This is a genomic window from Peribacillus frigoritolerans, from assembly GCF_004358755.1.
In the GTDB taxonomy this organism is placed as follows: Bacteria; Bacillota; Bacilli; order Bacillales; family Bacillaceae; genus Bacillus_P.
The window spans coordinates 25,455-52,454 of sequence record NZ_SMZY01000002.1; the positions used below are offsets into that span (position 1 = coordinate 25,455).

At 43.0% G+C, this 27,000-nt stretch carries 24 protein-coding genes and 1 riboswitch; of the genes, 1 reads left to right on the forward strand and 23 read right to left on the reverse strand.

From position 1 onward, the window contains the following. Nucleotides 1-14: 14 nt before the first annotated feature. The 7 genes from priA to E2R53_RS07675 form a co-directional block, all read right to left on the reverse strand. Nucleotides 15-2,432, reverse strand: a complete 2,418-nt coding sequence (gene priA / locus E2R53_RS07645) for a primosomal protein N' (protein WP_133311219.1) — start codon at nt 2,430-2,432, stop codon at nt 15-17. A 3-nt stretch (nt 2,433-2,435) separates the two neighbouring features. Further along, nucleotides 2,436-3,638 carry a bifunctional phosphopantothenoylcysteine decarboxylase/phosphopantothenate--cysteine ligase CoaBC gene (gene coaBC / locus E2R53_RS07650; protein WP_133311220.1) on the reverse strand — a complete coding sequence of 401 codons (1,203 nt, stop codon included), beginning with the start codon at nt 3,636-3,638 and terminating at the stop codon, nt 2,436-2,438. Nucleotides 3,639-3,750: 112 nt separating this feature from the next. Beyond that, nucleotides 3,751-3,948, reverse strand: coding sequence for a DNA-directed RNA polymerase subunit omega (gene rpoZ, locus E2R53_RS07655; protein ID WP_101565193.1), 198 nt, complete (start codon nt 3,946-3,948; stop codon nt 3,751-3,753). A 5-nt stretch (nt 3,949-3,953) separates the two neighbouring features. Then, nucleotides 3,954-4,568 carry a guanylate kinase gene (gene gmk, locus E2R53_RS07660; RefSeq protein WP_133311221.1) on the reverse strand — a complete coding sequence of 205 codons (615 nt, stop codon included), beginning with the start codon at nt 4,566-4,568 and terminating at the stop codon, nt 3,954-3,956. 14 nt (nt 4,569-4,582) lie between these two features. After that, nucleotides 4,583-4,846 (reverse strand): extracellular matrix/biofilm regulator RemA, encoded by a 264-nt coding sequence (gene remA, locus E2R53_RS07665; protein WP_029281439.1) that lies wholly within the window; start codon nt 4,844-4,846, stop codon nt 4,583-4,585. A gap of 74 nt (nt 4,847-4,920) precedes the next feature. Continuing rightward, complete coding sequence (locus tag E2R53_RS07670; RefSeq protein ID WP_133311222.1) at nt 4,921-5,796, reverse strand: YicC/YloC family endoribonuclease; 876 nt, start codon at nt 5,794-5,796, stop codon at nt 4,921-4,923. Between the two features lie 204 nt (nt 5,797-6,000). Next, nucleotides 6,001-8,676 (reverse strand): calcium-translocating P-type ATPase, SERCA-type, encoded by a 2,676-nt coding sequence (locus E2R53_RS07675; RefSeq protein ID WP_133311223.1) that lies wholly within the window; start codon nt 8,674-8,676, stop codon nt 6,001-6,003. 143 nt (nt 8,677-8,819) lie between these two features. Between E2R53_RS07675 and E2R53_RS07680 the strand changes: the two genes are divergently transcribed. Further along, on the forward strand, nt 8,820-10,526 hold the full coding sequence (locus E2R53_RS07680) for an Rqc2 family fibronectin-binding protein (protein ID WP_206197368.1): 1,707 nt from the start codon (nt 8,820-8,822) through the stop codon (nt 10,524-10,526). Nucleotides 10,527-10,531: 5 nt separating this feature from the next. On the opposite strand, the gene E2R53_RS07685 is transcribed toward E2R53_RS07680, so the two are convergent. The 16 genes from E2R53_RS07685 to E2R53_RS07760 form a co-directional block, all read right to left on the reverse strand. Further along, complete coding sequence (locus E2R53_RS07685) at nt 10,532-11,092, reverse strand: precorrin-2 dehydrogenase/sirohydrochlorin ferrochelatase family protein (protein ID WP_165970925.1); 561 nt, start codon at nt 11,090-11,092, stop codon at nt 10,532-10,534. After that, a complete protein-coding gene (locus tag E2R53_RS07690; RefSeq protein ID WP_133311226.1) occupies nt 11,073-11,858 on the reverse strand; it encodes a sirohydrochlorin chelatase in 786 nt (261 codons plus the stop codon). The genes E2R53_RS07685 and E2R53_RS07690 overlap by 20 nt, the downstream gene beginning before the upstream one ends. A gap of 1 nt (nt 11,859) precedes the next feature. After that, on the reverse strand, nt 11,860-12,636 hold the full coding sequence (gene cobA / locus E2R53_RS07695) for a uroporphyrinogen-III C-methyltransferase (RefSeq protein WP_133311227.1): 777 nt from the start codon (nt 12,634-12,636) through the stop codon (nt 11,860-11,862). Nucleotides 12,637-12,791: 155 nt separating this feature from the next. Continuing rightward, nucleotides 12,792-13,385, reverse strand: a complete 594-nt coding sequence (cysC, locus tag E2R53_RS07700; protein ID WP_133311228.1) for an adenylyl-sulfate kinase — start codon at nt 13,383-13,385, stop codon at nt 12,792-12,794. A gap of 16 nt (nt 13,386-13,401) precedes the next feature. After that, a complete protein-coding gene (sat, locus tag E2R53_RS07705; RefSeq protein WP_133311229.1) occupies nt 13,402-14,541 on the reverse strand; it encodes a sulfate adenylyltransferase in 1,140 nt (379 codons plus the stop codon). 44 nt (nt 14,542-14,585) lie between these two features. Further along, nucleotides 14,586-15,608, reverse strand: a complete 1,023-nt coding sequence (locus E2R53_RS07710) for an inorganic phosphate transporter (protein ID WP_133312212.1) — start codon at nt 15,606-15,608, stop codon at nt 14,586-14,588. A 54-nt stretch (nt 15,609-15,662) separates the two neighbouring features. After that, complete coding sequence (locus E2R53_RS07715) at nt 15,663-16,364, reverse strand: phosphoadenylyl-sulfate reductase (protein ID WP_133311230.1); 702 nt, start codon at nt 16,362-16,364, stop codon at nt 15,663-15,665. Between the two features lie 106 nt (nt 16,365-16,470). Beyond that, entirely contained in the window at nt 16,471-16,614 is a 144-nt protein-coding gene (locus tag E2R53_RS07720; RefSeq protein WP_133311231.1) for a YezD family protein, read from the reverse strand. Nucleotides 16,615-16,720: 106 nt separating this feature from the next. Next, nucleotides 16,721-16,826, reverse strand: a riboswitch (SAM riboswitch). A 471-nt stretch (nt 16,827-17,297) separates the two neighbouring features. Next, entirely contained in the window at nt 17,298-17,930 is a 633-nt protein-coding gene (gene pyrE, locus E2R53_RS07725) for an orotate phosphoribosyltransferase (RefSeq protein ID WP_133311232.1), read from the reverse strand. Then, nucleotides 17,927-18,646, reverse strand: coding sequence for an orotidine-5'-phosphate decarboxylase (gene pyrF / locus E2R53_RS07730; protein ID WP_133311233.1), 720 nt, complete (start codon nt 18,644-18,646; stop codon nt 17,927-17,929). The genes pyrE and pyrF overlap by 4 nt, the downstream gene beginning before the upstream one ends. Beyond that, nucleotides 18,615-19,550, reverse strand: a complete 936-nt coding sequence (locus E2R53_RS07735; protein ID WP_133311234.1) for a dihydroorotate dehydrogenase — start codon at nt 19,548-19,550, stop codon at nt 18,615-18,617. The genes pyrF and E2R53_RS07735 overlap by 32 nt, the downstream gene beginning before the upstream one ends. Continuing rightward, nucleotides 19,544-20,329, reverse strand: a complete 786-nt coding sequence (locus E2R53_RS07740; protein WP_133311235.1) for a dihydroorotate dehydrogenase electron transfer subunit — start codon at nt 20,327-20,329, stop codon at nt 19,544-19,546. The genes E2R53_RS07735 and E2R53_RS07740 overlap by 7 nt, the downstream gene beginning before the upstream one ends. Beyond that, a complete protein-coding gene (carB, locus tag E2R53_RS07745; protein WP_133311236.1) occupies nt 20,326-23,538 on the reverse strand; it encodes a carbamoyl-phosphate synthase large subunit in 3,213 nt (1,070 codons plus the stop codon). Before carB ends, E2R53_RS07740 begins: the two co-directional genes overlap by 4 nt. Continuing rightward, the gene (locus tag E2R53_RS07750) at nt 23,523-24,623 is read right to left on the reverse strand and encodes a carbamoyl phosphate synthase small subunit (protein WP_133311237.1); all 1,101 of its coding nucleotides are present in this window, start codon (nt 24,621-24,623) and stop codon (nt 23,523-23,525) included. Before E2R53_RS07750 ends, carB begins: the two co-directional genes overlap by 16 nt. Continuing rightward, nucleotides 24,620-25,906 carry a dihydroorotase gene (locus tag E2R53_RS07755; RefSeq protein WP_133311238.1) on the reverse strand — a complete coding sequence of 429 codons (1,287 nt, stop codon included), beginning with the start codon at nt 25,904-25,906 and terminating at the stop codon, nt 24,620-24,622. Before E2R53_RS07755 ends, E2R53_RS07750 begins: the two co-directional genes overlap by 4 nt. After that, on the reverse strand, nt 25,890-26,810 hold the full coding sequence (locus E2R53_RS07760) for an aspartate carbamoyltransferase catalytic subunit (RefSeq protein ID WP_133311239.1): 921 nt from the start codon (nt 26,808-26,810) through the stop codon (nt 25,890-25,892). The genes E2R53_RS07755 and E2R53_RS07760 overlap by 17 nt, the downstream gene beginning before the upstream one ends. Between the last annotated feature and the right edge of the window lie 190 nt (nt 26,811-27,000).

Consider the following 27,000-nt stretch of genomic DNA (forward strand, 5'->3'; position numbering starts at 1 on the left):
GCTGCATCTAAACCCTACATCATTGTATTAGGATTTAAATCGATGCTGATGGATAATTGATTTTTATTCATATCCTGCTGATAGCGCTCGATAATCATTTTAAGCGATGCGTGCAGATTTTCTTCCCGCTTGTATTTTATCATGCATTGATAGCGATATCTATCGTTTATCCTGGGAATGGGTGATGCTACGGGTCCAAGGATCTGCACAGTATCTGAAAGTCTTTGATTCAGGTGCTTAGCTATTTTTTCTGTGACGGAAACAGCCTTCAGGAGATCGGGATGAGACACCGTGACTAAAGCAAGATAATAAAAAGGAGGATAGGCATGCTGCTTTCTTGACAGCATTTCCTGCTGATAAAAAGAATCATAATCATGATGGCTTGCTAGCTGAATGCTGTAATGCTCAGGTGAATAGGACTGAATCACAACCTCGCCCGGCAGTTCATGTCTGCCCGCTCTGCCGCTTACTTGTGTCAGCAGCTGAAACGTTTTTTCAGATGAGCGGAAATCCGGCAGATGCAGCATCGTATCTGCGGTTAAAACCCCTACAAGGGTTACATCCGGAAAATCCAGGCCTTTTGCAATCATTTGCGTGCCTAAAAGGATATCTGCCTCTTTATTGCCAAACTGTGTGAGTAATTTTTCATGAGACCCTTTCCTTCCGGTCGTATCAACATCCATGCGGATAATTCTTGCTTCCGGCAGTACTTTTGCAAGCTCTTCTTCTACCCGCTGGGTCCCCGTTCCAAAGAAACGGATATGTTCGCTGCTGCATTCAGGACAAACCTTTGGCATTGACTCCTCATGCCCGCAATAATGGCATTTTAATTGAGAACCATGTTTATGATAGGTTAAGGAAATATCACAATGCGGACAGCCGGTCACACAGCCGCAATCTCTGCACATGACAAAAGAAGAATATCCCCGTTTATTTAAAAATAAGACGGATTGCTCCCCTTTCTGGGTTCGGTCCTGAAGCTTTTCAAGGAGCGATGATGAAAACATCGTTCTGTTCCCGCTTCTTAATTCATCTCTCATATCAATCACTTCAACTTGGGGAAGCGGCCGCTGATTCACACGCTCTTTTAAGGAAAGCAGCTGATAAACCCCTTTTCCTGCTCTTGCAAACGATTCTAGTGAAGGAGTTGCACTTCCCAAAACAACTGGACATTGATGAAATTTTGCACGGTAAACGGCGACATCCCGCGCATGATAGCGGGGATTCTCTTCTTGCTTATAGCTTCCTTCATGTTCCTCATCAATAATAATCATTCCAAGATTCGTGAATGGAGCAAATACGGCAGATCTTGCTCCAACGACAAGCTTTACCTCACCGCGATGAATTTTTCTCCATTCATCGTACTTTTCTCCGACTGAAAGACCGCTGTGCAGCACTGCCACAAGTGAACCGAATCTTCCTTTAAAGCGATTAACCATTTGCGGAGTAAGCGAAATTTCTGGAACAAGAACAATTGCTTCTTTCCCCTGATTAAGGACAGACTCGATTGACTGCAGGTAAACCTCTGTTTTCCCGCTGCCTGTTACACCATACATTAAAAAGACATCATGCCGGTTTTGTTCAACCGAGTTCAGGATTGGAGAAATGGCAGTCTGCTGCTCAGCAGTCAGAGCAAGAGGCTCTGTCTTTTTAAATATGCGGTCCTCGTACGGATCACGATAAACCTCTATATTCTCTTCCCTTAACAGTTTCTTTTTAATAAGCGTTTTTACAGGAGAGTCTGTGATGTTCAGCTGTAAAAGAAGTTCCTGAAGCGGAACAGATAGACTGCTATTTTCAATAAAATAATCGAGCACAAGCTTTTGTTTTGCTGCCTGCGCAGTACATAACTCTGATTCCTTCTTTAATTCAGCTGTTTCAGCATTTGCAGTGATGTACTTTTGAGTCTTTTTTTTGTTTTTTTGTTTTACCTGGTAAATCACTTCAAGGGCGCCCCGTTCGATTTCCAGCTGAAATTCTTTTACAGAATCGCTTTTTTCGATATCTTTCCAAAAAATGCTTCTTCTGCTTTGAAAAAATGGAAGGACTTTCGGGTGAAGCTTCGGTCTGTGTTCATCAGAAACAAGGACGATTTCCTTCTCATATTTCGCTTTCATCGCAGCCGGCAGCATAGCCTGGAAAGCAGAAATCTTGAAGCATAATGTTGTTTGAGTAAGCCAATGGCCGATATCGAGCAGTTCCTTTGTTAATGCAGGCGTAATATCCATCACTTCAGCGATTGGCTTTACCCTGTCAAATTCACTTTCATTTTTAAGGCCAATCACAAACCCCTGAACTTTGCGGGGGCCAAACGGCACGATCACACGCATTCCGGCTTTAATAAAACCTGTCCATTTATCAGGAATGAGATAATCAAATGCTCTGTCTGTCTGCATTGCTTTCACATCAACGATTACGCTTGCGAACCTCATGATTTATACTCCTTTATCAAGACGGCTGATTTCTCCTAGTATTTGCTTTGCTACCTCTTGCTTAGACAGCACAGGAAGCTCGATTTTTTCACCGCTCTTTTTGTACATAGTCACAATGTTTGTATCCGTGCCGAAACCGGCTCCGGCCAGCGTCACATTGTTCGCCACTATCATATCCAGATTTTTTTTCTGGAGTTTTCTTAACGCATATTCCTCCACATTTTCCGTTTCGGCTGCGAATCCTACGAGAATCTGGTTTTCTTTTCGCTCTCCCAGATCTTTTAAAATATCTTTTGTACGTTCCATTTCAATCGTTAAAGAACCGTCCTGTTTTTTCATTTTCTGATCGGAGACGATGCGCGGCCGGTAATCGGCAACCGCCGCAGATTTAATGACAATATCCATTACACTGAAGCGTTTCAATACTTCATGATGCATTTCTTCTGCTGATTCAACCTTCACAACCGTCACTCCTGGATGAGGAACAATCGAAACCGGGCCTGAGATCAACGTAACTTCCGCACCCATTTGATATGCAGCCTCTGCAATGGCATAACCCATTTTCCCTGAGGAATGATTGGTAAAATAACGGACTGGGTCTACTTTTTCACGGGTCGGGCCCGCAGTAATCATCACGTTTTTGCCTTTTAAAGGCAACATGTCCTTATCAGAAAAAAAACCATCTATTAAAGAGACAATTTTCTCAGGTTCTTCAAGTCTTCCTTTTCCGACATATCCGCAGGCTAAATAGCCTTCACTTGGCTCAATATATTGATGCCCATACTGGGATAACGTCAGAATGTTTTTCTGAACAGCGGGATTGTCATACATATGAACATTCATTGCTGGAGCAATCCAGACCGGTGCAGTTGTCGCAAGCAATGTCGTTGTCAGCATATCGTCTGCAATACCATTTGCTAATTTACCGATCGTATTTGCAGTGGCAGGTGCGACAACAACAAGATCTGCCCAATCCGCAAGATCAATGTGTGAGATTACGGCAGGTTTTTTCTCGTCAAATGTATCAAAATAAACCTCATTTCTTGATAAAGCCTGAAAGGTCAGCGGGTTAACAAATTCGCGGGCTGACCTTGTCATGATTACTTTTATTTCAGCTCCAGCCTGAATGATTTTGCTTGTTAAAGCTGCTGCTTTATAGACGGCAATTCCTCCGCTTACACAAAGCAGGATTTTCTTCCCCTTCATTTCACATTCCCCCACCAAAGTCATAATAGCTACTATTATAGCTGTGAATTATCAAGAATGAAAAAATAACAACCCATGTTGTTACAGGTTGTTATTTTAAAGTGCCATTTAATTAGTCTTGTTTTTCATAATCCAGCAAGCCTGAATTAATTTCTTCAAGTGCTTTGCCGACATATTTATAAGAGACAGGCTTCACGATTTGCTGATCGTGATTTTCCTGCATTTCACGTGCGCGTCTTGCCGCTACTGTTACGAGTGTATATTTAGAATCAAGCTTATTCATGAGTTTATCAATAGATGGATATAACATATTATTTATTCAACCTCCAGCATTTTCTTATAACGAAGTGCAATGCGGTCACGTCTGCAATGTTCAGCTGTGACAATCGCACGAATACGTCCGCAGGCAAGATCCACATGATCATTTTCAACGACGTAATCGTAAGCATCCATCATTTCAATTTCTTCTTTGGCAACCTTCATGCGATTATTGATGATATCCTGTGTTTCTGTTCCGCGGGTGACGATGCGGTTTTTAAGCTCGCTTAAGCTTGGCGGCATAAGGAAGATGAATAACCCTTCCGGAAATGCCTTTCGCACCTGCAATGCTCCCTGAACTTCAATTTCAAGGAAAACATCTCTTCCTTCGCTTAACGTTTTCTCCACATAGTCAATCGGCGTTCCGTAGTAATTTCCAACGAATTCCGCCCATTCCAATAAACGCTCTTCTTTAATTAATTGTTCGAATTCTTCTTTTGATTTAAAGAAATAATCAACTCCGTCAACTTCGCCTTCACGCGGTTTGCGTGTCGTCATGCTGATCGAATATTGAAAATCTGTATCATTCTGTGAAAAGATAGCTTTTCGTACAGTACCTTTACCAACACCAGAAGGACCCGAAAGCACGATGAGTAATCCTCTTTCTTTCATATCCAGAACTTTCCCTACCCTTCATCTGTTAACTCGTCTTTATTTGAAAGCCTGTGGGCAACCGTTTCTGGCTGAACCGCAGATAGTATAATATGATCACTGTCCATAATCACGACCGCTCTCGTTCTGCGGCCATAGGTTGCATCAATAAGCATGGCGCGGTCACGGGCGTCTTGAATGATCCTTTTAATCGGAGCTGATTCTGGACTTACAATGGAAATAATGCGATTGGCTGAGACGATATTGCCAAAGCCGATATTAATTAACTTAATACTCATCTGTTCGCTCCCCCTAGTAAACGACAAAACTATTTTTGCCCTAAATGGCCCATTATAAACGATTTAACTGCTAATTATTCAATATTTTGAACTTGCTCTTTTAATCTTTCTATGACGCTTTTCAGTTCTACTGAACATTTGGATATCTCTTTGTCATTTGCCTTAGAACCGATCGTATTCGCTTCTCTATTCAGCTCCTGAACAAGAAAATCTAATTTTCTTCCAATTGATTCTTCTTTTTGCATCGTTTCGCGGAATTGTGAGAGATGACTTCTGATTCTCGTAATCTCTTCTGCAATATCCGCTCTGTCAGCAAAAAGGGCAGCCTCTGTTACCAATCTGCTTTCATCAATTGTGCCCTCGGAGAGCTCAGCCATCTTTTTTTCCAGCCTTTGTTTGTAGCGGAGTACGACTTGGGGTGCATATTTCTCAATATCAGATACATAAGATTCCATAAATGCCAGCTGCTTGTGCAAATCGATTTTCAGATGTGCACCTTCTGCCATTCTCATATCTTTCAGCTTTTCTGCTGCATCCTGCACAGCCGCAAAGATCATAGAATGAATTTCTTCATTCCCTTTTGCCTGTTCTCCAACTGCAATAACATGTTCCAGCTTAAGGAGATCTGTCAGCTGCAATCCATTATGTAAATCATACCGGTTTTGAATCGAAGCAGCCGCCTGAACATATTGATCAAGCAGATTCCAATCAACTTCTATAAACCGGTCTGCCAATGATTCGCCTTCAATTGTTATGTATACTTCCACGCGTCCTCTATTAATGATAGAAGAGATCACTTTTTTGATTTTATCCTCTATGGACATCAATTGTCTAGGCATTCTTACGTTAATTTCAAAAAAACGGTGATTAACCGATTTCATTTCGGCTGTAATGGTCAATTTATCATTCCCAATTGATGAACGTCCGTATCCTGTCATGCTGCAAACCATCTATTTCACATCCAATTCTTTGATCAAATCATAAGAAATGCTCTTTGATTCAGTTCCAAAAGGCTGTTTTCGCATAGATTGCTGTTTTTCATGATAAATGTTGTCCTTTCCTTCCGCTACAATACACTTAATATTTACGAAAAGAGCTTCTAACAAAAGAAAAGGTAATAGACTGAGCTATTACCTTTCGAATTATAGCATATTTTAACTTTTTTTTCTTGTCAAAAGTGATCCTGCCAGCAAAAAAGTTGGAATGGCTGATAATCCAAGCACCAAGAGCCAGTCTCTTGCCATGATTGGCACTGTATGGAAGATCGGCTGCATCGGGGCATAGTAGATCACAACAAGCATCAGCAGCACAGATGAAATAACCGCGCCAACAAGGTAGAGGTTCTCAAACGGATTTCTCAAAAACACAGACCTTTCGCTTCTGCAGTCAAACACATGAATCAACTGAGCCATGACCAATGTTGCAAACGCAATGGTCTGGGCATAAATCAAGTTGTCCGGATCACGGTGATAAACAATCATAAATGCAGCCAGGGTCACAATCCCTATCAGGAATCCCCTTGAAATAACTTTCCATCCAAGCCCCCGTGCAAATACTCCTTCCTTATGATGCCGAGGTTTTCTTTGCATTAAATCTCCCTCTGGCTGATCTAATCCGAGAGCCATCGCAGGCAGACCATCTGTCACAAGGTTGACCCACAGAATCTGGATGGGAACAAGGGGCAGCGGAAGCGCGAGCAGCATGGCAAAAAGCATAACCAGAATTTCCCCGACGTTAGAAGCAAGCAAATATCGGATAAATTTCCTTATGTTCTCATAGATATTCCGTCCTTCTTTAATAGCAAGCTTGATCGTGGCAAAATTGTCATCCACTAATACAAGTGCAGATGCTTCTTTTGCCACATCTGTTCCTGTTATCCCCATTGAAATGCCAATATCAGCAGCTTTTATGGCAGGCGCATCATTTACTCCGTCCCCAGTCATCGCAACGACATGCCCTTTGCTTTGAAGCGCTTTAACAATTTTCAGCTTATGCTCAGGTGATACCCTTGCAAACACATAAATATCGTCGACAATCTGCACAAGCTCTTCATTTGGCATGGCCGACAGAGCTGCCCCATCTATTACTTTTCCATTTGGCGGCAGGAGATCGAGCTGTTTGGCAATGGCTCTGGCCGTATTGACATGGTCACCTGTGATCATCACCGTTTTTATTCCTGCCTGCCTGCATTCTTTCACTGCTTGTTTCACTTCAGGACGCGGCGGATCGATCATTCCCTGAAGGCCTAAGAAAACCAAGTTTTTCTCAACTTCATGCTGATGATAAATGGTTTGTACAGAGATAGGCTTAAAGGCAACCGCAATCGTCCTTAGTGCCTGAGATGCCAGATTGTCGATTGCTTCATTTATTTTTGTTTCATATTTTGAAGATATATAGTGCTGTTTTTCATCCCAAAGCACAAAGTCTAATTTCTGAAGAAGAATATCAGGCGCACCTTTAGTGATGACAAAGCGCTTCCCGTTTTTATCCTCGATGATGACGCTCATCATTTTCCGGATGGAGTCAAATGGGAATTCCTCGATCATTTTAAACTGCTTTGAAAGAGATTCTCTTGAAAGCCCTGCTTTCATCGCAGCTACAACAAGCGCCCCTTCTGTCGGATCTCCGTCCAGAATGTAGTCATCATCTTTCTCATAAATGTTAGCAGTATTGCAAAGCATGCCAAATGTAAGAATTTGCTGAAGGGATTTATTGTCTTTTACTAATACCTTTTGTTCATTGGCGAAGAATTCGCCTTTCGGCTGATAACCTATTCCGCTTAGCTGCCAAGTGCTTCCGCCGGACCATATATGCGTAACGGTCATCTTGTTTTGTGTCATCGTTCCGGTTTTATCTGAACAAATGACGGATGCACAGCCAAGTGTTTCTACAGCAGGCAGCTTTCTGACAATCGATCTTTGCTTGATCATCCTTTGAACCCCTAGTGATAAAGCAACTGTTACGATGGCCGGAAGTCCTTCTGGAATCGCAGCTACAGCAAGAGAAACACCTGCAAGGAACATATCATAGAGCTCATGTCCTTGAATAACTCCGACTGCCACTACTAAGAAAGTTAACGCAAGAGCAACAACAATTAAGATTTTCCCGAGCTGTTCAAGTCTTCTCTGAAGAGGTGTTTCCATCGTCTCGGCAGACTGAAGCAAGTCGGCGATCTGTCCCATCGCCGTATTCATGCCCGTTGCAACAACAACTCCAACCCCATTGCCCCGAGTGACCAAAGTTCCCATGAAGGCCATATTGGTTAAATCCCCAATACCCGCATGACCGTCTGACAGAGCCTTCGTAAATTTAGATACAGGAAGTGACTCTCCCGTTAAAGCAGATTCCTCTATTTCCAGGCTTTTCGCTTCAATCAAGCGGAGATCTGCACCGATTCTGTCCCCGCTCGTAAATTTCACTATATCTCCTGGAACAAGATCCTTCGATTGAATCCTTGTCCATTCGCCTTCTCTAAGTGCCTGAACTTGAGGCGCTGACATCTCTTTTAATGCTTCAAGTGATTTTTCCGCACGCCGCTCCTGAAAAAAACCCAGTATGCCATTAATAAAAACAATGGCAATGATGGCAATGGCATCTATATATTCACCAAGCAAACCCGAAATCAGTGTTGCCGCCAGCAAAACCAGCACCATAAAATCTTTAAACTGCTCCAAAAATAATAAAAATGCTGAAGGTTTTTCAGCTTCCTTAAGTTCATTGAAACCGTGATGCTTCACTCTTTTTTGGACATCTTTTTCCGTTAACCCGTTTTCTCTGCTTGTATTAATTGACTGAAGAACTTCTTCCGGTCCAATTTCATGCCATTTCATGAATTTTTTTTACACCTCTCAATACGTGGAATAGTTGGACAATCTCTTATAATGTCAATTTATTCAGCCCTGTCCAAAAAAATGCTATAATAATTTGAATGTGGAGATTTGATCCAACTTACCTATAGAAAAGGGTGCTTGCGATGTCATTTGATGGCATGTTTACATATGCGATAACAGAAGAATTGAAAAGAGATCTGGAAAATGGAAGAATCTCAAAGATCCATCAGCCGTATAAAAATGAACTGATTTTCATCATCCGGGCAAATGGGGGCAATCACCGTCTCCTGCTGTCAGCCCATCCAAGCTATGCAAGAATTCACTTAACAACAGAAAGCTATGAAAATCCGAGTGAACCTCCAATGTTCTGCATGCTGCTCAGAAAGCATCTCGAAGGCGGAGTCATCGAAAAAATCGGACAAATCGAATTAGAACGGATTTTGTACATTGATGTGAAAGGCAGAAATGAAATCGGCGACGTTACTTATAAGCGCCTGATTATTGAAATAATGGGCAGACACAGCAACATTATTCTAATCGACCGTGACCGCAATATGATTCAGGACAGCATTAAGCACATCTCCCCTGCTGTTAATCGCCACCGCACGATTATGCCGGGACAGGAATATGTTCTGCCTCCTGAGCAGAATAAACTGAATCCCTTTGAAGCGACAGAAGAAACGATTTTGCGCAAAGTTGATTTCAATTCAGGAAAATTAGATCAGCAGCTAATGCAGCAGTTTGCCGGAATCTCACCTCTTTTTGCAAAAGAAATCCTGTTCAGGGCAGGCCTTGCAAGCAGGATTAGCCTGCCGGAATCCTTTTTAAAGCTTGTTTCTGAGATCAAGAATAATGAAATCTCAGCATCTATGATTGAAACAAGTGATAAAGACTATTTCTATATTGTTCCGCTTACTCACTTAAACGGGACGAGCAAGGTTTTCCCTTCAATTTCTGAGATGCTTGACCGCTATTATTATGGAAAAGCAGCCCGTGACAGAGTAAAGCAGCAAGGCAATGATCTTGAACGATTTGTACAAAATGAACTGAAGAAAAATAAAACAAAAATCAAAAAGCTGCAAGCGACGCTTAAGGATGCAGAAAAAGCAGAGAAATACAAGCTTCGCGGTGAGCTGATTACAGCTAATATGTATGCAATAAAACGCGGGGATAAAACGGCTGATGTCATAAACTATTATGACGGAGAAATGGTCAGCATTACCTTGAACCCGCAAAAGACACCGTCTGAAAATGCACAGGCATATTTCCAAAAATACAACAAGGCGAAAAAATCGGTTGCTTTTGTTGAAGAACAAATCAGACTTGCAGAAAATGAAATCCTCTATTTTGAAAACGTGTTTCAGCAAATTGAATCCGCTTCTCCGAAGGACATCGAAGAGATTAGAGAAGAATTGATGGACGGCGGCTATTTAAAGAAAAAACAAGCAAAAGGAAATAAAAAGAATAAGCCGGCAAAAATAATCCTTGAAAAATATGCGGCAACTGACGGAACGGAAATTCTTGTCGGAAAAAACAACAAGCAAAACGATTACTTAACAAACAAAACAGCAGCACGGGATGATATTTGGCTCCATACAAAAGACATACCAGGCTCTCATGTTGTTATCCGAAGCCAGGAACCAAGCGAGGAAACGATCTTAGAGGCAGCAAATCTTGCAGCTTATTTCAGTAAAGCAAAAGGATCAAGCTCTGTCCCGGTTGATTTCACAAAAATACGGAATGTCAAAAAGCCGAATGGATCTAAACCTGGTTTCGTCATTTATGACAACCAGCAGACCGTGTATGTGACGCCAGATCCGGATTTGGTCATTAAATTGAGAAAAGCATAGACTCTTTATGAGTCCATGCTTTTTTTTGCAAGCTGAATTAATAGTCTTTTCTTTTCATCCTGACTAAGATCGGCAGCTTTTATTTTTTCACGTTCTTTAAAGAGTTCTTCTAAGAGATCAAAAAACGCATCATCAAACTGATCAATAAATTGCTTCGATAAATTTTTGGCGAGAGTCGGACTTGCGCCGCCGGTGGACACAGCAAGTGTCAATCTTCCGCGCTGATGAAAAGAAGGAACTTGAACATTGCCAAGCTCTGACTCACCGGCAAGGTTGACAAGCTGATGTTCGCCCGCCTTCCTTGCCGCCCAGGCATTCACTTCTTTGCTGTCAGTTGCAGCAACAATTATGAATGCTTCATGTAAATCATCTATATCTGCTTCTTTTTGCTTCCACTCAATTTGTGATTGAGCGTGGAGGAGGCTGATTTCTTCGATCACGTGCGGACTGATCACCTTTATTTTTGCACCCTGCTTTAAAAATACAGAAAGTCTTCTATATGCAATTTTCCCGCCGCCGATGACGATAACCAGGCGATTTCGGACATCAACCATTAATGGCAGCATTGCATGTATCTCCATATCTGAAGGTGTATTTTGAATCATGATTATTGATTGCGGCCTGCACTCTCTCGGCAAATACTTGTTCAACTTCAGAGTCATAGCCCAGATACCGGCAGAGCTTGATTTTTTCATGGTCAAGCTTTTCAGCCTTTGTCTGAATTTCCCTCATAAGCAGCCCGGTAAATAATAAATAGGGAACAAGGAAAACCGTTTTCTCTTTGAAAAGCGAAAGGTTTGAAAGCATCTCATCAAGACTCGGTTTTGCAGCAGTCAGAAAGCAGATTTCCACATTGCTAACACCGGCCTCACTCTTTACAAGTTCACTTATGGCAGTCAAATCTCTTACTACGTCCGGGTCTGAGCTGCCTCGTCCAATCAGAACGATGATCGATTCAGCATCTGGTCTTCCCTGTTCATAGATTCGGTTCGTAATGCTTTTTGCCATCTTTTGGTGCACGCCGATAGGCAGGCCATATGTAACAGCAACTTCCGGATGATTATCTGCAGCCTTTTTCACTTCCAGAGGAATGTCCTCTTTTGCATGAACAGCCGTAAGCAATAATAATGGCACAACGGCAACATGGGTGGCCCCTTGCCTGATGCAGGAAGCGAACCCTTCTTCAATAGAAGGCTCAGCCAGTTCAAGAAATGAGATTTCCTGAATATCAGCATGAATATGCTTTTGCGTTCTCTCGATAAAAGCAATGGCCTCATCACAGGCTTCTTTCACACGGCTGCCATGGCAAACATATAATACAGCTTGTTTCATTTTATAACGCCTCGCTGATTGGAGATGAAGTCTGCATTTTCTCTTCAAACCATTTAATCTTTTCGCGGTAGCGGACTACTTCTCCGATAATAATCATACTTGGATTTTTTATATTCTCTTCACGGACAACATCCAGGATATTTTCAAGTGTGCCTGTGACCGTTTTCTGAACATCTGTTGTTCCCCAGTGTACCAGCGCAACAGGCGTTTCTTTGCTTTTTCCATTTTTCAAGAGCTGCTCCTGAATATATGGAAGATTGCCGACGCCCATATAAATCGCTAACGTATCTATGCCTTTTGCCAGGCTTGCCCATTTCTCATCTTCTTTTTCATCATTTTTGTGATGGCCTGTTACAAAAGCAACGCTTGCACTTGCGTCCCTGTGCGTGACAGGAATTCCTGCATAGGCAGCCGCTGCTATGCCCGAGGTAATGCCAGGCACAATTTCAAATGGAATCTTCTGTTTTGCAAGTGCTTCTGCTTCTTCTGCACCGCGCCCGAATACAAACGGATCTCCCCCTTTTAAACGGGTCACGATCTTGCCGCTTTTCGCATAACGGATTAAGAAGTGATGAATCGTTTCCTGCTTCATTAAATGATAGTCAGGAAGCTTGCCGCAATAGATGAGATCTGCTTCCTTTTTAGCATAGGAAAGCAATTCTTTATTAACCAGGCGATCATACAAAATAACATCTGCCTGCTGGATGCATTTGATGGCTTTGAGCGTGATCAGCTCAGGATCACCGGGTCCCGCTCCAACTAAATAGACCTTTCCCATGGATAGACTCTCCTTACTAACACGCAAATGTCCCGCGCTTCATTTTGAGACAGATATCTTCATTAATGATTTGATATTCTTATAGATTAATATATCAATAAATTCTAACTTTTTGCGGATTTTTTCTTGGATATTCAGCTCTTAGTAGAAAACCTTTAAATTAAACCCTTCTCAATTAAAGTTTTCGTCAATTGTTTGACACAGTCTTCTATTGAATATTTTTCTGTATCCAATACAATTTCAGGGTTCGCAGGCTCTTCATACGGTGCGCTGATTCCTGTAAAATGTTTGATTTCTTCATTTCTCGCTTTTTTATAAAGCCCTTTAGGATCGCGTTTTTCGCATTCTTCAATCGAACATTTAATATAGACCTCGAGGAATTCATCCTTTTCAACCAATTCTCTTACAAGGTCGCGGTCAGCACGGTAAGGAGAGATAAAAGCAGTTAAGACGATTTGTCCGCTTTCAACAAACAGTTTCGAAACTTCTCCAATCCGTCTGATATTTTCCTTGCGGTCTGTCTCATTAAAGCCAAGATCCTGATTCAGGCCATGGCGGACATTATCCCCATCAAGAACAAATGCCTGAGTGCCGCGGTCAAATAAAGTCCGTGCAAAAGCGTTCGCAACAGAAGATTTGCCGGATGCTGACAGCCCTGTAAACCAAAGTATAAAACTCTGGTGCTTATTTTTATCTCTTCTCTCTTGTTTTGAAATAGAGGATTCGTGCCATACAATATTGCTGCTCATCGCTGTTTCTCCCTTCTTATGAAACGACTTCTTTTTTAAGTCCGTTTATTAACACCTCAATGACTTCTGGACGGCTGAACGTGCTTGGCGGAACTTCGCCATTTCTAAGCATTTGCCTTACCTTTGTTCCAGATAGAATGATATGTGCCGAGCTGTCATGAGGACAAGTTTTCGTTGTCGCCATTCCTTCGCATTTGCTGCAGTAGAAGCTGTGATCGAATTTCAGCGGCTTAATTCCAAGCTCCTGCTCCTCAAACTGATCAAAAATCTTCTGGGCATCATAAGTTCCGTAGTAATCACCTACACCGGCGTGGTCTCTTCCTACAATAAAATGAGTGCAGCCGTAATTTTTACGGACAATGGCATGGAAGATGGCTTCTCTTGGTCCGGCATATCTCATCGCTGCAGGGAAGACGCCAAGCTCAACCCGTTCTTCCGGATAGTAATTTCTTAGAAGAACCTCATAGCTCTCCATTCTGATTTCGGCTGAAATGTCATCTGATTTTGTTTCCCCTACAAGCGGATTTAAAAATAATCCATCTACTGTTTCAAGGGCTGATTTCTGGATATATTCATGAGCTCTGTGAACCGGGTTTCTCGTTTGGAATCCAACGACAGTCTTCCAGCCTTTGCTTTTGAAAATTTCACGAGTTTCAATTGGATCGAACGTGTATTGCTTAAACGGCTTTTCAGGTCGTTTCAGCAGTGTAATTTTGCCGCCTACATAAACATCTTCCCGCTCATGCATTTTTTTTACGCCAGGATGGGCAAGGTCTGCCGTTCCATAAACGTTTATTGCTTCAATTGCTTTGTCTGGTTCATAAACATCCTCAACCTGTATCAGGCCATATACCTCTCCTTTGTATAGCAGTCTTGCTTTTTCTCCGACTATTAATCTCTCAGCCGTTTCCTTGGAAACAGGCAATGTAATCGGGATGCTCCAGACAGTCCCTGAGGCAAGTCTCATCTCATTTACGACCTGCTCATAATCTTTCTGTGAAAGAAATCCTTCAAGCGGGCTGTATGCTCCAATTCCGATTAATTCCAAATCACTTAATGCCATTGCATCAATTTCAATTTGTGCGTGAATCTCCTGATATTTTTCCTCTGGGTTATATGCTTGTATTAGTAATCCACCGTGCGGCTGTAAACTCATGATTATATTTCCTCCTAAACATACCATTTTAATTGGTTTTAACGTTAAATGCCCCCGCCTTCTTCATGTACAGCCCGCTTTTCCTCTTTGATGGCCTTCATCAAACTGAGGGCCCCTAAAGTTGCAAGCATGACACTGACAAGAACGGTTATTGAGTAAAGATCACTTTCTAAAAATAATTTAACTAAGAAATAAGAAATGGCCAGTGAAAACAGAGGTGAAACAATCCATATGCGGACAATCTTCTTCACGATGTGCTTATGAAGAATGTCGCTTCCGTTTTTCGCCATTCCAAGACCGATAATCGCTGATGATGTGACCTGAGTGAGCGGAACCGGCAATCCGAAAATCGAACTGATAATGACGAGACCGGCACCAGTTCCCGAGATTAAAATCCCTTCAGGCTTTGAATATCTGGTAATCTTCTTGCCATTTGTCTCCAGTACTTTTTTTCCGAGGAAAATGGCTCCTAGTGCTACAAATGCCCCTCCGATCCAGGTTCCTTTTGAAACGGAGATCAAATCTGCTCCCACCAGAGGACCAATTGCATTCGCGACATTATTCATTCCCGCTGAGAAGGCTTCAAGAAACCCTGCAAGAATTAATATGCCGGTAAGCCATGGACGATCATGCAAAAACCCTTTATTCTGCAGCGTATACAGCCCTTTGCCGAATATCCAGGCTAAACCGAAAGCTGCAACAGGAACGATCACCCAAAACATCATAATAATCAGCAGTGAATTGACAAACAGCACCTGATACGCAATCCCGACTCCTACTACCGCCCCTACCGTAACTTCACTGGTAGAAAGCGGAATGCCGAGCAAGTTTGCAAAAAACAGGGAGCTTGTCGCAGAAAAAATGATAATCAGCACGATTTTCACATTAATAATGTCCTGGGGTATGATGCCTCCGCTGATTGTCTTTACAACTTCTCCGCCTCCGAGCACCGCTCCGGCAAAGACCCCGGCAGCACATATGAATAGGGCATGCCTTGCTTTTGGGACTGCACCTGACCCGTAAGCAACACCCATCGAGGCAGCAGCACCGCTTGCCCCTATATTCATTGCAAAAAAGAGACTGATGGCAAGAGCCGCTAATTCAAGCACGGCGCCTGCTCCTTATCCATGTAATCCGCATTCTGTTTTACCTTGCCCGCTCCATCTTCCGGAACGCAAATCATCAGCATTAAACGCAGGTGCGGTGCAGTGAGAGCAGCCAATGCTCGGGTAGCCCCTGTCATGCAGAGGGTTATAAGGCAAATCATTTTTGTGAACGTACCGCCACACATCTTTCCAGGTCCAGTGAATCAGCGGACAAATTTTCACCGACTGAAATTTATCATCCCGGTTAATAAATTGAACATGTTTCCTTGTTTCTGACTGTTCTCTGCGCAGTCCCGAGATCCATGCTTCAGATTCAGATAACGTCTCGTTCAGAGGCTGAAGCTTTCTGATTTGGCAGCATTTATTCGGGTTGGTTTCCCAAAGTTTATCTCCATGTTCCGCTGCCTGTTCCTCTAATGTGAGTTCCGGCTTCTTCATCACGATATTCAGGCTTGGATATTTTTCCTTTACCCGGTCGATCGTTTCATATGTTTCTTTAAAATGAACATCCGTATCCAGAAAAACAATGGTTGCATCCGGCTCTACTTTTGAAATTAAATCAACAAGCACAATCCCTTCTATTCCAAAGCTGCAGGCATAAACAATCTCATTGCCGTAATGACTGTAGCTCCACTTTAAAACGTTTAATGCGCCTTTATAAGTGTCGTCAACTTCAAAGTCAGCTGCTGGCTCCTGCCAGGTTTCATACGTAAGCATGTAAATTCTTCCCCTCTATCAGCCAGGTCCCGTTAAAAAAGACATTTTAACAGAATGACGGAACCCGTACAGTGTTAAAATGCCTCTAGTTTATCTAGTCAGCACATTATTTAATTCTTACTTTTTCGTTCTTCTCAAGCTGAATCACTTTGCCGTCCTGAACAATCAATGTGACAGAACCATAATTCATCGTTTTCAGCATTTCCCTTAATCTTTCGAAGACGAGTTCAAGCTGTTCTTCCTTTCCCACTGCAGTCCCCCATTTCCTTTCTTATCCGCTCTTTTTTTCTGAGAAATGCACCGCAATCTGAGAATGTAAAAAAGCCTTCCAACTTGAAAGACTGTTCAGGTAATGTACCTTATCTTTCAAAATGGGTTTACATTTTGCTGGATTTAGCACCTTGCCAAACGCAGGTTGCCGGGCTTCGCAGGGCCAGATCCCTTCGCCTCTCTGGATAAGTTTATTATATTTTTCTAAATTTTATCACAATTAGCCGTCCTGTCAACCCTAGTTTTTCGATCGGAATTAAAAAAAATATATTTCGCAGTGAGACATAGTGCTAAAATTTCGAATAAGGAATAAAGTTTGTGGTATAAAAAATATTTTCCAAGAGGTGATACAAATTCTGATTCCATCCATTATGACCCTTTTCACTTTCGTCATAGGCGGATTTTCATTAGCTTATGCCATTGTATCTCTTGATGATCATCATATTTTCCAAAAAATCAAAAATGAACAATCCGGACTTTTTTGGATATTTGGCTTGATTGGCTATGCGAGCTTCTCGTTTTGCAAAAGATTTCTTAAAGAAGCGTGGCTGATAAAAGTGTTCCGAACTGGTTATCTGCTTATAAGTCTTGTTTCGATTCTATTTTCGATTTTGATTTGGATATAAAAAAGCAAAGCCAGAATGACTTTGCTTTTTTTGCCTATTAAACAGTCATCCATGCTTCATTTGCCGGATTTTCGCGCCATTTTTTCAGCTTTTCCAGATCTACTTTTTCAATGGATCCCTTATTCAGAGCTACATCAATCAATGAAGAGTAATCGGTAAGAGATACAGCATGAATGCCTGCTTCTGCAAGCATTTCTGCGCCTTTTTGCAGTTCATACGTGAAGATGGAGACAACTCCTATAACTTCACACCCTGCCTCCCGCAGAGCCTGAACAGCCGTAATAACGCTTCCTCCTGTTGAGATTAAATCCTCAACGACTACAACTTTTTGACCTTCATGCACTTTCCCTTCGATTTGATTGCCTTTTCCATGGCCCTTCGGCTTGCTTCTCACATAGCACATCGGCAAATTAAGAAGATCGCTTACCCATGCAGCATGCGGAATACCGGCTGTTGCCGTTCCTGCAATTATTTCAGCTTTTGGGTACTCTTCCCTGATCAGCTTTGTCAGCCCCTCTGCAATGTCTTTTCTGACTTCAGGATAGGATAACGTTAAACGATTGTCGCAATAGATTGGAGATTTGAGGCCGCTGGACCATGTAAATGGCTCATTTGGACTTAAAAATACGGCTTCAATTTTTAACAGCTGCTCAGCAATTTGATGTTTCATACAGGCAGACCCTCCCATGCGTTTTTCATTTGTAAGTATGCTTTCAGCGGATCATCCGCTTTTGTGATGCTTCTGCCGACAACAATGGCAGTTGAACCAAGCTCCCTCGCCTTATATGGCGTTGCCACTCTCACTTGATCATTAACTGAGTCTTCCGCCATGCGGATTCCAGGTGTAATGGTTTTAAAAGAACGATTCAAATGTTGATAGATTTCTGGTACTTCAAGTGAAGAACAGACAATCCCATCGAGTCCGCTCTCATTTGCCGATTTTGCATAGTGCAGAACAGTTTCATTGAGGCTTTTATCGATGAGCAGTTCATGTTTAAGCATGGACTCTGATGTGCTTGTTAATTGCGTGACAGCAATACAGTCAGGCCTTTTTGCCCCTGCCCGCGTTCCTGATTCCAGCCCTTCTATCGCAGCCTGCATCATCGCGCTTCCCCCTGCAGCATGAACATTGACAAGATCCACTTCAAGCTTTGCAAGTCCTTTCATAGCCTGCTTGACTGTCTGCGGAATATCATGGAGCTTCAAATCAAGAAAAATGTTATGGCCGTCTGATTTAAGCTGATTGATAATCGCAGGACCTTCCTGATAAAACAGCTCCATTCCAACTTTTACATAAAGCTTTTGATCAGGCAGCTTTTTTAAAAATCCGTCCACTTCTTTTCCGTCCGGAAAATCAAGCGCGATGATAAGCGGTCTCACGTTCATTTTTCCAGCTCCTTCCGATGCATTCTGAAATATGTTCAAATCCATATTCTTTTAATGTTTGAGGCAGTTGTTCGATGATTTCAGGACATACAAACGGATTTACAAAGTTTGCTGTTCCGACAGCGACTGCACTTGCACCTGCATACATAAATTCAAGGACATCTTCAGCTGTCTGCACGCCTCCCATGCCGATAATCGGAATGGAAACAGCCTGGCTTACTTCATACACCATTCTGATTGCGACAGGCTTGATGGCAGGGCCAGATAATCCGCCGGAGCGGTTGGCGAGAATTGGTTTTGCCGTTCTCATGTCGAGCCTCATCCCAAGCAGCGTATTAATCATCGTTAAACCGTCAGCACCGGCGTTTTCAATCGCTTTGGCGATTTCAACAATGTTGCTTACATTTGGAGAAAGCTTCACATAGACAGGCACCTCTGATACTTCTTTTACTGCCCTTGTCAATGAGGCGGCAATCTCAGGGTTCGTTCCGAAAGCAATTCCTCCCGTTTTTACATTCGGGCAAGAGATATTCAGTTCAATTGCGCGTACATTTTTTGCCCTGCTGATTTCTCTTGCTACTTCAACATAATCCTCCTGTGCGGAGCCCGCTACATTTGCAATAATCGGCACGTCATAAGACTCTAGCCAGGGAAGCTCTTGTTCAAGGACTCCCTTGAGGCCCGGATTTTGAAGGCCAATGGCATTCAGCATGCCTGCTTCTGTTTCCGCCACTCTTGGCGTCGGGTTGCCAAAGCGTGCTTCTGCCGTGGCAGCTTTAATCATAATCGCACCAAGACTGCTTATATCGTACAGGTTTGCAAATTCTTTACCGAAGCCAAAGCAGCCTGAGGCCGGCATAACCGGATTTTTCAGGGATAAACCGGGCAATTCAATGTTCAGCATGATAAAAGCACCTCCCCGGCTTTAAATACTGGACCGTCGCTGCACACTTTTTTATAAGAAGTGCCAGCAGGATCATCAGCTGTATGACAAACACATGCGAAGCATGCGCCAATTCCGCAGCCCATCCGTTCTTCAAGTGACAGAAAGACAGGCTTGTCAGGAAACAGTCTCTCTATGTTTGCAAGCATCGGAGTGGGTCCGCAGGAAAATATAGCATCAAAAGCGAGTTCATATTCTTTAATCAAATCTGTGACGAATCCCTGCATTCCATAAGTGCCGTCTACAGTCGTTACATAAGTATCTCCAAGCTTTTGAAACTCTTTTTCATAGAAAACGTGCTCTTTTGACTGAAAGCCCAGAACATGCTTGACCGTCACCCCTCTTTCAATCAGGCGTCTTGACAGTTCATATAAAGGAGGCACGCCGATCCCGCCTCCGACAAGAAGGGCTGTATCGCCTTTTTCCATCTGTTTTGGATCAAATCCATTCCCGAGCGGTCCAAGTACATCAACAAGCTCGCCATTCTTTCTTGCAGAAAGGAGCTTCGTGCCTGCTCCTTCTGCTCTGTATATCATGGTAAATTCCTGATTCTCTTTATCTATTTTCGCTATGCTGATCGGTCTTCTTAATAACGGTGAGGCCGTCTCTGAAACTTTTACATGTACAAACTGTCCTGGCTGATTCATGTGATCAACTAAACTGCCTTTTAATGTGATTTCATAAATGCCTGCTGCCAATTCCCTGTGATCTGCAATCGTCATCCATTCTTTTTGTATCAAGCGTATGTCACCTCTTTGCTGATAGCGCGCTTTGGCATTTCATCTGTTGAGAAGGTCATGGACTCAAGCACTCTTAATATCGCTTTTGTCGTATCGAGCGAAGTTAAGCACGGAATGCCGTTTTCTACAGATTCACGGCGGATTCGGAATCCATCCCGCTGCGGCTGTTTTCCTTTTGTCAGGGTATTGATGACAAACTGTGCTTCGCTTGTGCGGATGATATCAAGCATGTTTGGCGCCTCGCTGCCGATTTTATTCACAATCTTTGCAGAAACTCCATTGGCATGAAGGTATTCCGCCGTTCCGCTTGTCGCCATAATCTGATAGCCGATGGCGCTGAAGCGTCTTGCAACTTCAAGACCTTCTTCTTTATCTTTATCTGCAATCGTCAGCAGAACCTGTCCGTAATTCTGCACTTTCATTCCGGATGCAATCAGGCCTTTATACAGAGCTTTTTCAAGCGTTGTATCCTTACCCATGACTTCCCCGGTAGATTTCATTTCAGGGCCGAGTGTAATATCGACTCTGCGCAGCTTTTCGAATGAGAATACCGGAACTTTCACAAAGACGCCGGCACTCTCAGGCTGAATGCCTGTTTCATAGCCAAGTTCATGAAGTGTTTTTCCTAAAATCACCTTTGTAGCAAGATTCGCCATTGGGACTCCCGTAATCTTGCTTAAAAATGGAACCGTGCGGCTTGATCTTGGGTTTACCTCAAGCACATAAACTTCATTTTTGTAGATAACAAACTGGATATTCAGCAATCCTTTAATATTTAATCCTTTGGCAAGAGCAATTGTTCTTTCTATAATCGTTTCCTTTATTTCTGCAGACAGAGTTTGCGGCGGATAGACGGCAATTGAGTCGCCTGAGTGAACGCCTGCACGTTCGATGTGTTCCATAATTCCTGGAATAAAGACCGTTTCGCCGTCTGAGATCGCGTCTACTTCGATTTCTTTTCCGGTTAAATATTTGTCAATGAGAACGGGATGCTGCGGATTTACTTTTACCGCATTTTTCATATAATGCAGCAGATCTTTTTCTTCATATACAATTTCCATTGCCCGGCCGCCGAGAACATAGGATGGTCTAACTAATACCGGGTAGCGGATCTCAGCTGCAATTTTAACTGCTTCTTCAACAGAAGCGGCGGTTTTACCCAGCGGCTGAGGGATGTTCAGCTTGCCTAATGTGTACTCAAACTTATCTCTGTTTTCAGCGCGGTCCAAGTCTTCAAGGGATGTGCCAAGGATCTGCACGCCTCTTGCTTCAAGCTCTTCTGCTAGATTAATAGCTGTCTGTCCGCCAAATTGAACGACTACGCCGCGTGGTTTTTCAAGTTCTACAATATGCATGACATCTTCTGCAGTCAGCGGTTCAAAGTAAAGCTTATCTGAGATGCTGAAGTCTGTAGAAACCGTCTCAGGGTTATTGTTGATAATGATAGCCTCATACCCGGCTTCTTTGATGGCCCATACAGAATGTACCGTTGCATAATCAAATTCCACACCTTGACCGATTCGAATCGGTCCTGAACCAAGGACAATCACACTTTCTTTGTTTGTTACAGCAGATTCGTTTTCATCTTCGTACGTGCCGTAGAAGTAAGGAGTTTCTGATTCGAACTCGGCTGCACATGTATCAACAGTTTTGAAAACCGGGAACAGCTTCAGCTGTTTTCTGTATTCATAGACTTCACGTTCTGTCATGTTCCAGAGCCTTGCGATTGCAATATCCGAGAAGCCCATTTTTTTGGCTTGCTTTAAGACATCAGCATCAAGCTTTGCTTCTTTCAGCACATTTTCAAACTTGATGATTTTTTCTATTTTCACTAAGAAGAACAGATCGATCGCACTCCACTCATGAATTGTTTCAATGGATACCCCTCTTCTGATTGCTTCTGAAAGATAGAATAACCGTTCGTCTCCTGCTTTTCTGATTCTCTTTTCGATCAGTTCATTGCTGAATTCATCAGCATTTTTCAGATCCAGATGATACTCATCTGATTCAAGTGAACGTACAGCTTTCAGCAATGATTCTTCAAATGTTCTGCCGATCGCCATTACTTCTCCTGTCGCCTTCATTTGAGTGCCAAGGCGGCGGTTTGCTGACTCAAACTTGTCAAAAGGCCATCTCGGAATTTTCGTCACGATGTAGTCAAGTGCAGGCTCAAAGCAAGCATACGTCTTGCCAGTAACAGGGTTCATCATTTCGTCAAGCGTCAAACCGACAGCGATTTTAGCTGCAAGCTTTGCAATCGGATAGCCAGTTGCTTTTGAAGCAAGCGCAGACGATCTGCTGACGCGCGGATTGACCTCGATGATGTAATATTGAAAGCTGTTTGGATCAAGTGCGAGCTGAACGTTGCAGCCGCCTTCAATTTGCAGAGCCCGGATGATTTTAAGGGAAACATTCCGGAGCATCTGATACTCGCGGTCGCTTAAAGTCTGACTTGGTGCAACGACGATTGAGTCACCTGTGTGAATGCCGACAGGATCGATGTTTTCCATGTTGCAGACCACAATCGCGCTGTCATTTTTATCGCGCATTACTTCATATTCAATCTCTTTAAAGCCTGCGATGCTTTTTTCAAGAAGACATTGAGTGACTGGGCTGTACTTTAATCCGCTTGTTACGATTTCAATCAGCTCTTCTTCGTTCGAACAGATACCGCCGCCTGTTCCGCCAAGGGTATAGGCTGGTCTTACAATAACGGGATAACCTACTCTATCTACAAAAGTGAACGCTTCTTCAAGGTTATGCACAATGTCACTTTCAGGCACAGGTTCACCAAGTTCGTTCATTAATTGGCGGAATAGATCACGGTCTTCCGCTTTTTGAATCGCGCTGAGCTTTGTTCCTAAGATTTCAACTTGGCACTCTTCAAGCACACCGGCATTTGCAAGCTCTACTGCCATATTCAATCCGGTTTGTCCTCCAAGTGTCGGGAGAAGGGCATCCGGTCGTTCTTTTCGGATGATTTTTGTTAAAAATTCCACTGTTAAAGGTTCAATGTAGACTTTATCCGCCATTTCGGTATCCGTCATGATCGTGGCCGGATTGGAGTTTACAAGAATAACCTCATAGCCTTCTTCTTTTAAAGCAAGGCAGGCTTGAGTTCCGGCATAATCAAACTCTGCCGCCTGGCCAATAATGATCGGACCTGAACCTATTACTAGAATTTTTTTAATGTCTACGCGTTTTGGCATACTTTGACCCCTTCTTTCTTGTGAGTTTCAATCATGTCGATAAATTGATCAAAAAGTCCGTTTGCATCTTCAGGTCCTGGTGATGCTTCCGGGTGGTATTGAACCGTAAATGCAGGAAGTTCTTTATGTTTAAGGCCTTCAACTGACCCATCATTCAGCGCAATATGTGTTACTTCAAGATCAGTTGCAGCAACTGAATCAAGAGTGACAGTGTAGCCGTGATTTTGAGAGGTCATCGCAATTTTCCCTGTAGCTAAATCTTTGACAGGATGATTTGAACCGCGATGTCCGAATTTCATTTTTTCAGTGTTTGCTCCTCCTGAGAGCGCGAAAAGCTGGTGGCCAAGACAAATTCCGAATAACGGAATTTTCCCGAGCACTCCGTTGATCATATCGAGTGCATGCGGCACATCTTTTGGATCCCCAGGTCCATTTGAAAGCATAATGCCGTCTGGATTCAATTGAAGGATTTCTTCTGCTGTCGTTGTGTGCGGAACAACAACGACGTCACAATCGCGCTTATTGAGCTCGCGCAAAATGCCATGCTTCATTCCAAAGTCCACCAATGCAACTCTGCAGCCGCGTCCCGGACTCGGATAAGATGTTTTTGTTGAAACGGTTTCCACTTGGTTGGTTGGAAGGTTTGCTGCTTTTAATTTTGCAAGCACTGCCTCCGTATCTGCATTCTCTGAGCAAAAAGCCCCTTTCAGGGTTCCGTATGTCCGGATAATCCTTGTGAGTTTACGAGTGTCGATTCCTGCTAAGCCAGGTATCTTTTTGAGTTTAAAATACTCATCAAGTGAATACTCGCTTCTGAAGTTTGATGGTACTTCACATAATTCTTTTACGATAAACCCATTAATGAAAGGCGAGATGGTTTCAAAATCATCGCGGTTAATTCCATAGTTTCCGATAAGCGGATAAGTAAGTGTGACAATTTGTCCGCAATAGGATGGGTCAGATAAAATTTCCTGATAACCTGTCATTCCAGTGTGAAAAACGATTTCCCCAATCGTATCTTCTTCGCTTCCAAATCCTTGTCCTGTGAAAATGGTTCCGTCTTCGAGAATTAGATGTCTGATCATGCGTTTACTCTCTCCTTTTCCCAAACTAGCTGTCCTTGTGCGATTGTTGCAATTGGCCATCCTTTGCATTTCCATCCTCCAAACGGAGTGTTCTTTCCTTTTGACAGGAATGCTTCAGGATCAATTACTTTTACTTCCTCTAAGTCAATGATTGTAAGATCTGCCGGACTGCCAACTTCTAATTTTCCATATGGAAGGTTAAAAGCTTTACTCGGCTTAATTGTCAGATAGTCGATAAGCTGCTTCAGCGTCCATTCGTTCGACTCTACAAATCGTGTATACAGCAGCGGAAATGCGGTCTCCAAACCTACGATTCCAAATGGAGCAAGCTGCATGGTTCCTGCTTTTTCCTCTTTTGTATGCGGAGCATGGTCTGTTGCTATAAAATCGATGGTTCCGTCAAGAAGTGCTTCAATTAGAGCTTCCTTGTCATCACTTCCGCGCAGCGGCGGATTCATTTTGTAGTTCGTATCAAGTTCAGGAATATCACTGTCGCAAAGCAGCAGGTGATGAGGCGTAACTTCAGCCGTGACGTTGATGCCCGCTTTCTTCGCATCCCTCACCACTCTTACAGATTCCTTTGTGCTGATGTGACAGACATGATAATGACAGCCTGCTGCTTCTGCAAGCAATACATCTCTCGCAATGTGGACCGCCTCACACACGGATGGAATACCGTTTATGCCATTTCTTTTTGCAAATTCTCCGTCATGCAAAGCTCCCTTATAAATCAGCGAGTTGTCTTCACAGTGTGCAACAATGCTCACTCCAAGCGCGGCTGCTTTTTTCATTGCCTCAAACATTATGCCGGCTGACTGCACTCCTACACCGTCGTCTGTAAAAGCAAACGCCCCGGCCTGGTTTAATCCCTCAAAGTCTGTCAGCTCTTTCCCTGCCTGGCGTGTTGTAATAGATGCGTATGGCAGCACACGGACCGAAGCTGTTTCTTTAATGCGGCTTTGCAGCCAGTTCATTTGTTCAGGATGATCCGGCACTGGTTTCGTGTTAGGCATCGCGGCAACCGTTGTGAACCCTCCCGCTGCAGCTGCTTTTGTGCCAGTTTCAATGGTTTCCTTATGCTCTCCTCCCGGTTCTCTCAGATGGATATGTAAATCGACAAAACCAGGAGAAACAAGATTGCCTTTAGCATCAATGAGACGTGCCGTTTCATGCTTGATATTTTCTTCTATTTGAACAATGATTCCATCCTGAATCAGGATATCCGTTTTTTTCTCTGCACCGCTGTTATCTAAAATACGTCCATTTTTAATGATAAAATGCATAAGTATTTTCCTCCTCGCTTAATTTGGCACTTTCTAAAGCCCGCTTCAGTACGGCCATTCGGATAAAAACGCCATTTTCCATTTGCTTGAAAATCCTTGATTTTCTGCTCTCAACCAGCCCGCCTGCAATTTCTACTCCGCGATTTACCGGTGCAGGGTGCATAATGATGGCATTCGGCTTCATGTTTTTTTCTCTTTCAATAGTTAATCCAAACTTGCGGTGATAGTCTGAAAGGCCATCATTTTCACCGTGATGTCTCTCATGCTGAATTCTAAGCAGCATCACAACATCGGATCTCTCTATCGCTTCATCTGTCGGTACGTATTGTCCGAACTCATTTGATGGATCTCTCCATTCCTCCGGCCCTGAGAGTAAAACGTTTGCTCCGAGACGCTTCAGCACTTCTGCATTTGACCGCGCTACCCGGCTATGTTTGATATCTCCGTGAATGGAGATTGTCAGGCCTTCAAATTGTTTGAACTCCTGCTGAATCGTAAGAAGATCAAGCAGAGACTGTGTCGGGTGATGACCGCATCCGTCTCCGGCATTCAATATCGGAATCTTTACTTTATCTTGCAATTCAGTAAAGTACTCATCGTTTGGATGTCTGATAACAACTGCGTTTGCTCCAATTGCCTCAAGTGTCCTTACCGTATCGTACAAGGTTTCTCCTTTTTGAACACTGGAGTGAGAGGCGTCGAAATTGAGAACATTCAGTCCGAGTCTTTTTTCTGCAACTTCAAAGCTGAATCTTGTTCGTGTGCTTGGTTCAAAAAACAGATTAGCAACAAATATCGGTGTCTCCTGCAGCAAGGTTTTCCCTGCTTTAAATCGTTCTGCATCTTTTAATATCTTCATGATTTCATCTGCAGGTACATCAGTCATTTTCAATAAGTGCCTCAACGTCATCTCTCCCCGTTTCTTAGTAAGAAAGCTTTAGCTCCCAAACATCAATGGCCAAAAACTTTCTGCCTTTTATCTTAAAAAAAACACCCTGATCAGAGATTCAGGGTGTGAGGAAGCATGGCAAATCATCAGGCTGATCTGCCAATGCTCATCCACCCTTGTAAGCCTCTCTGGACTTTCGTTAAAA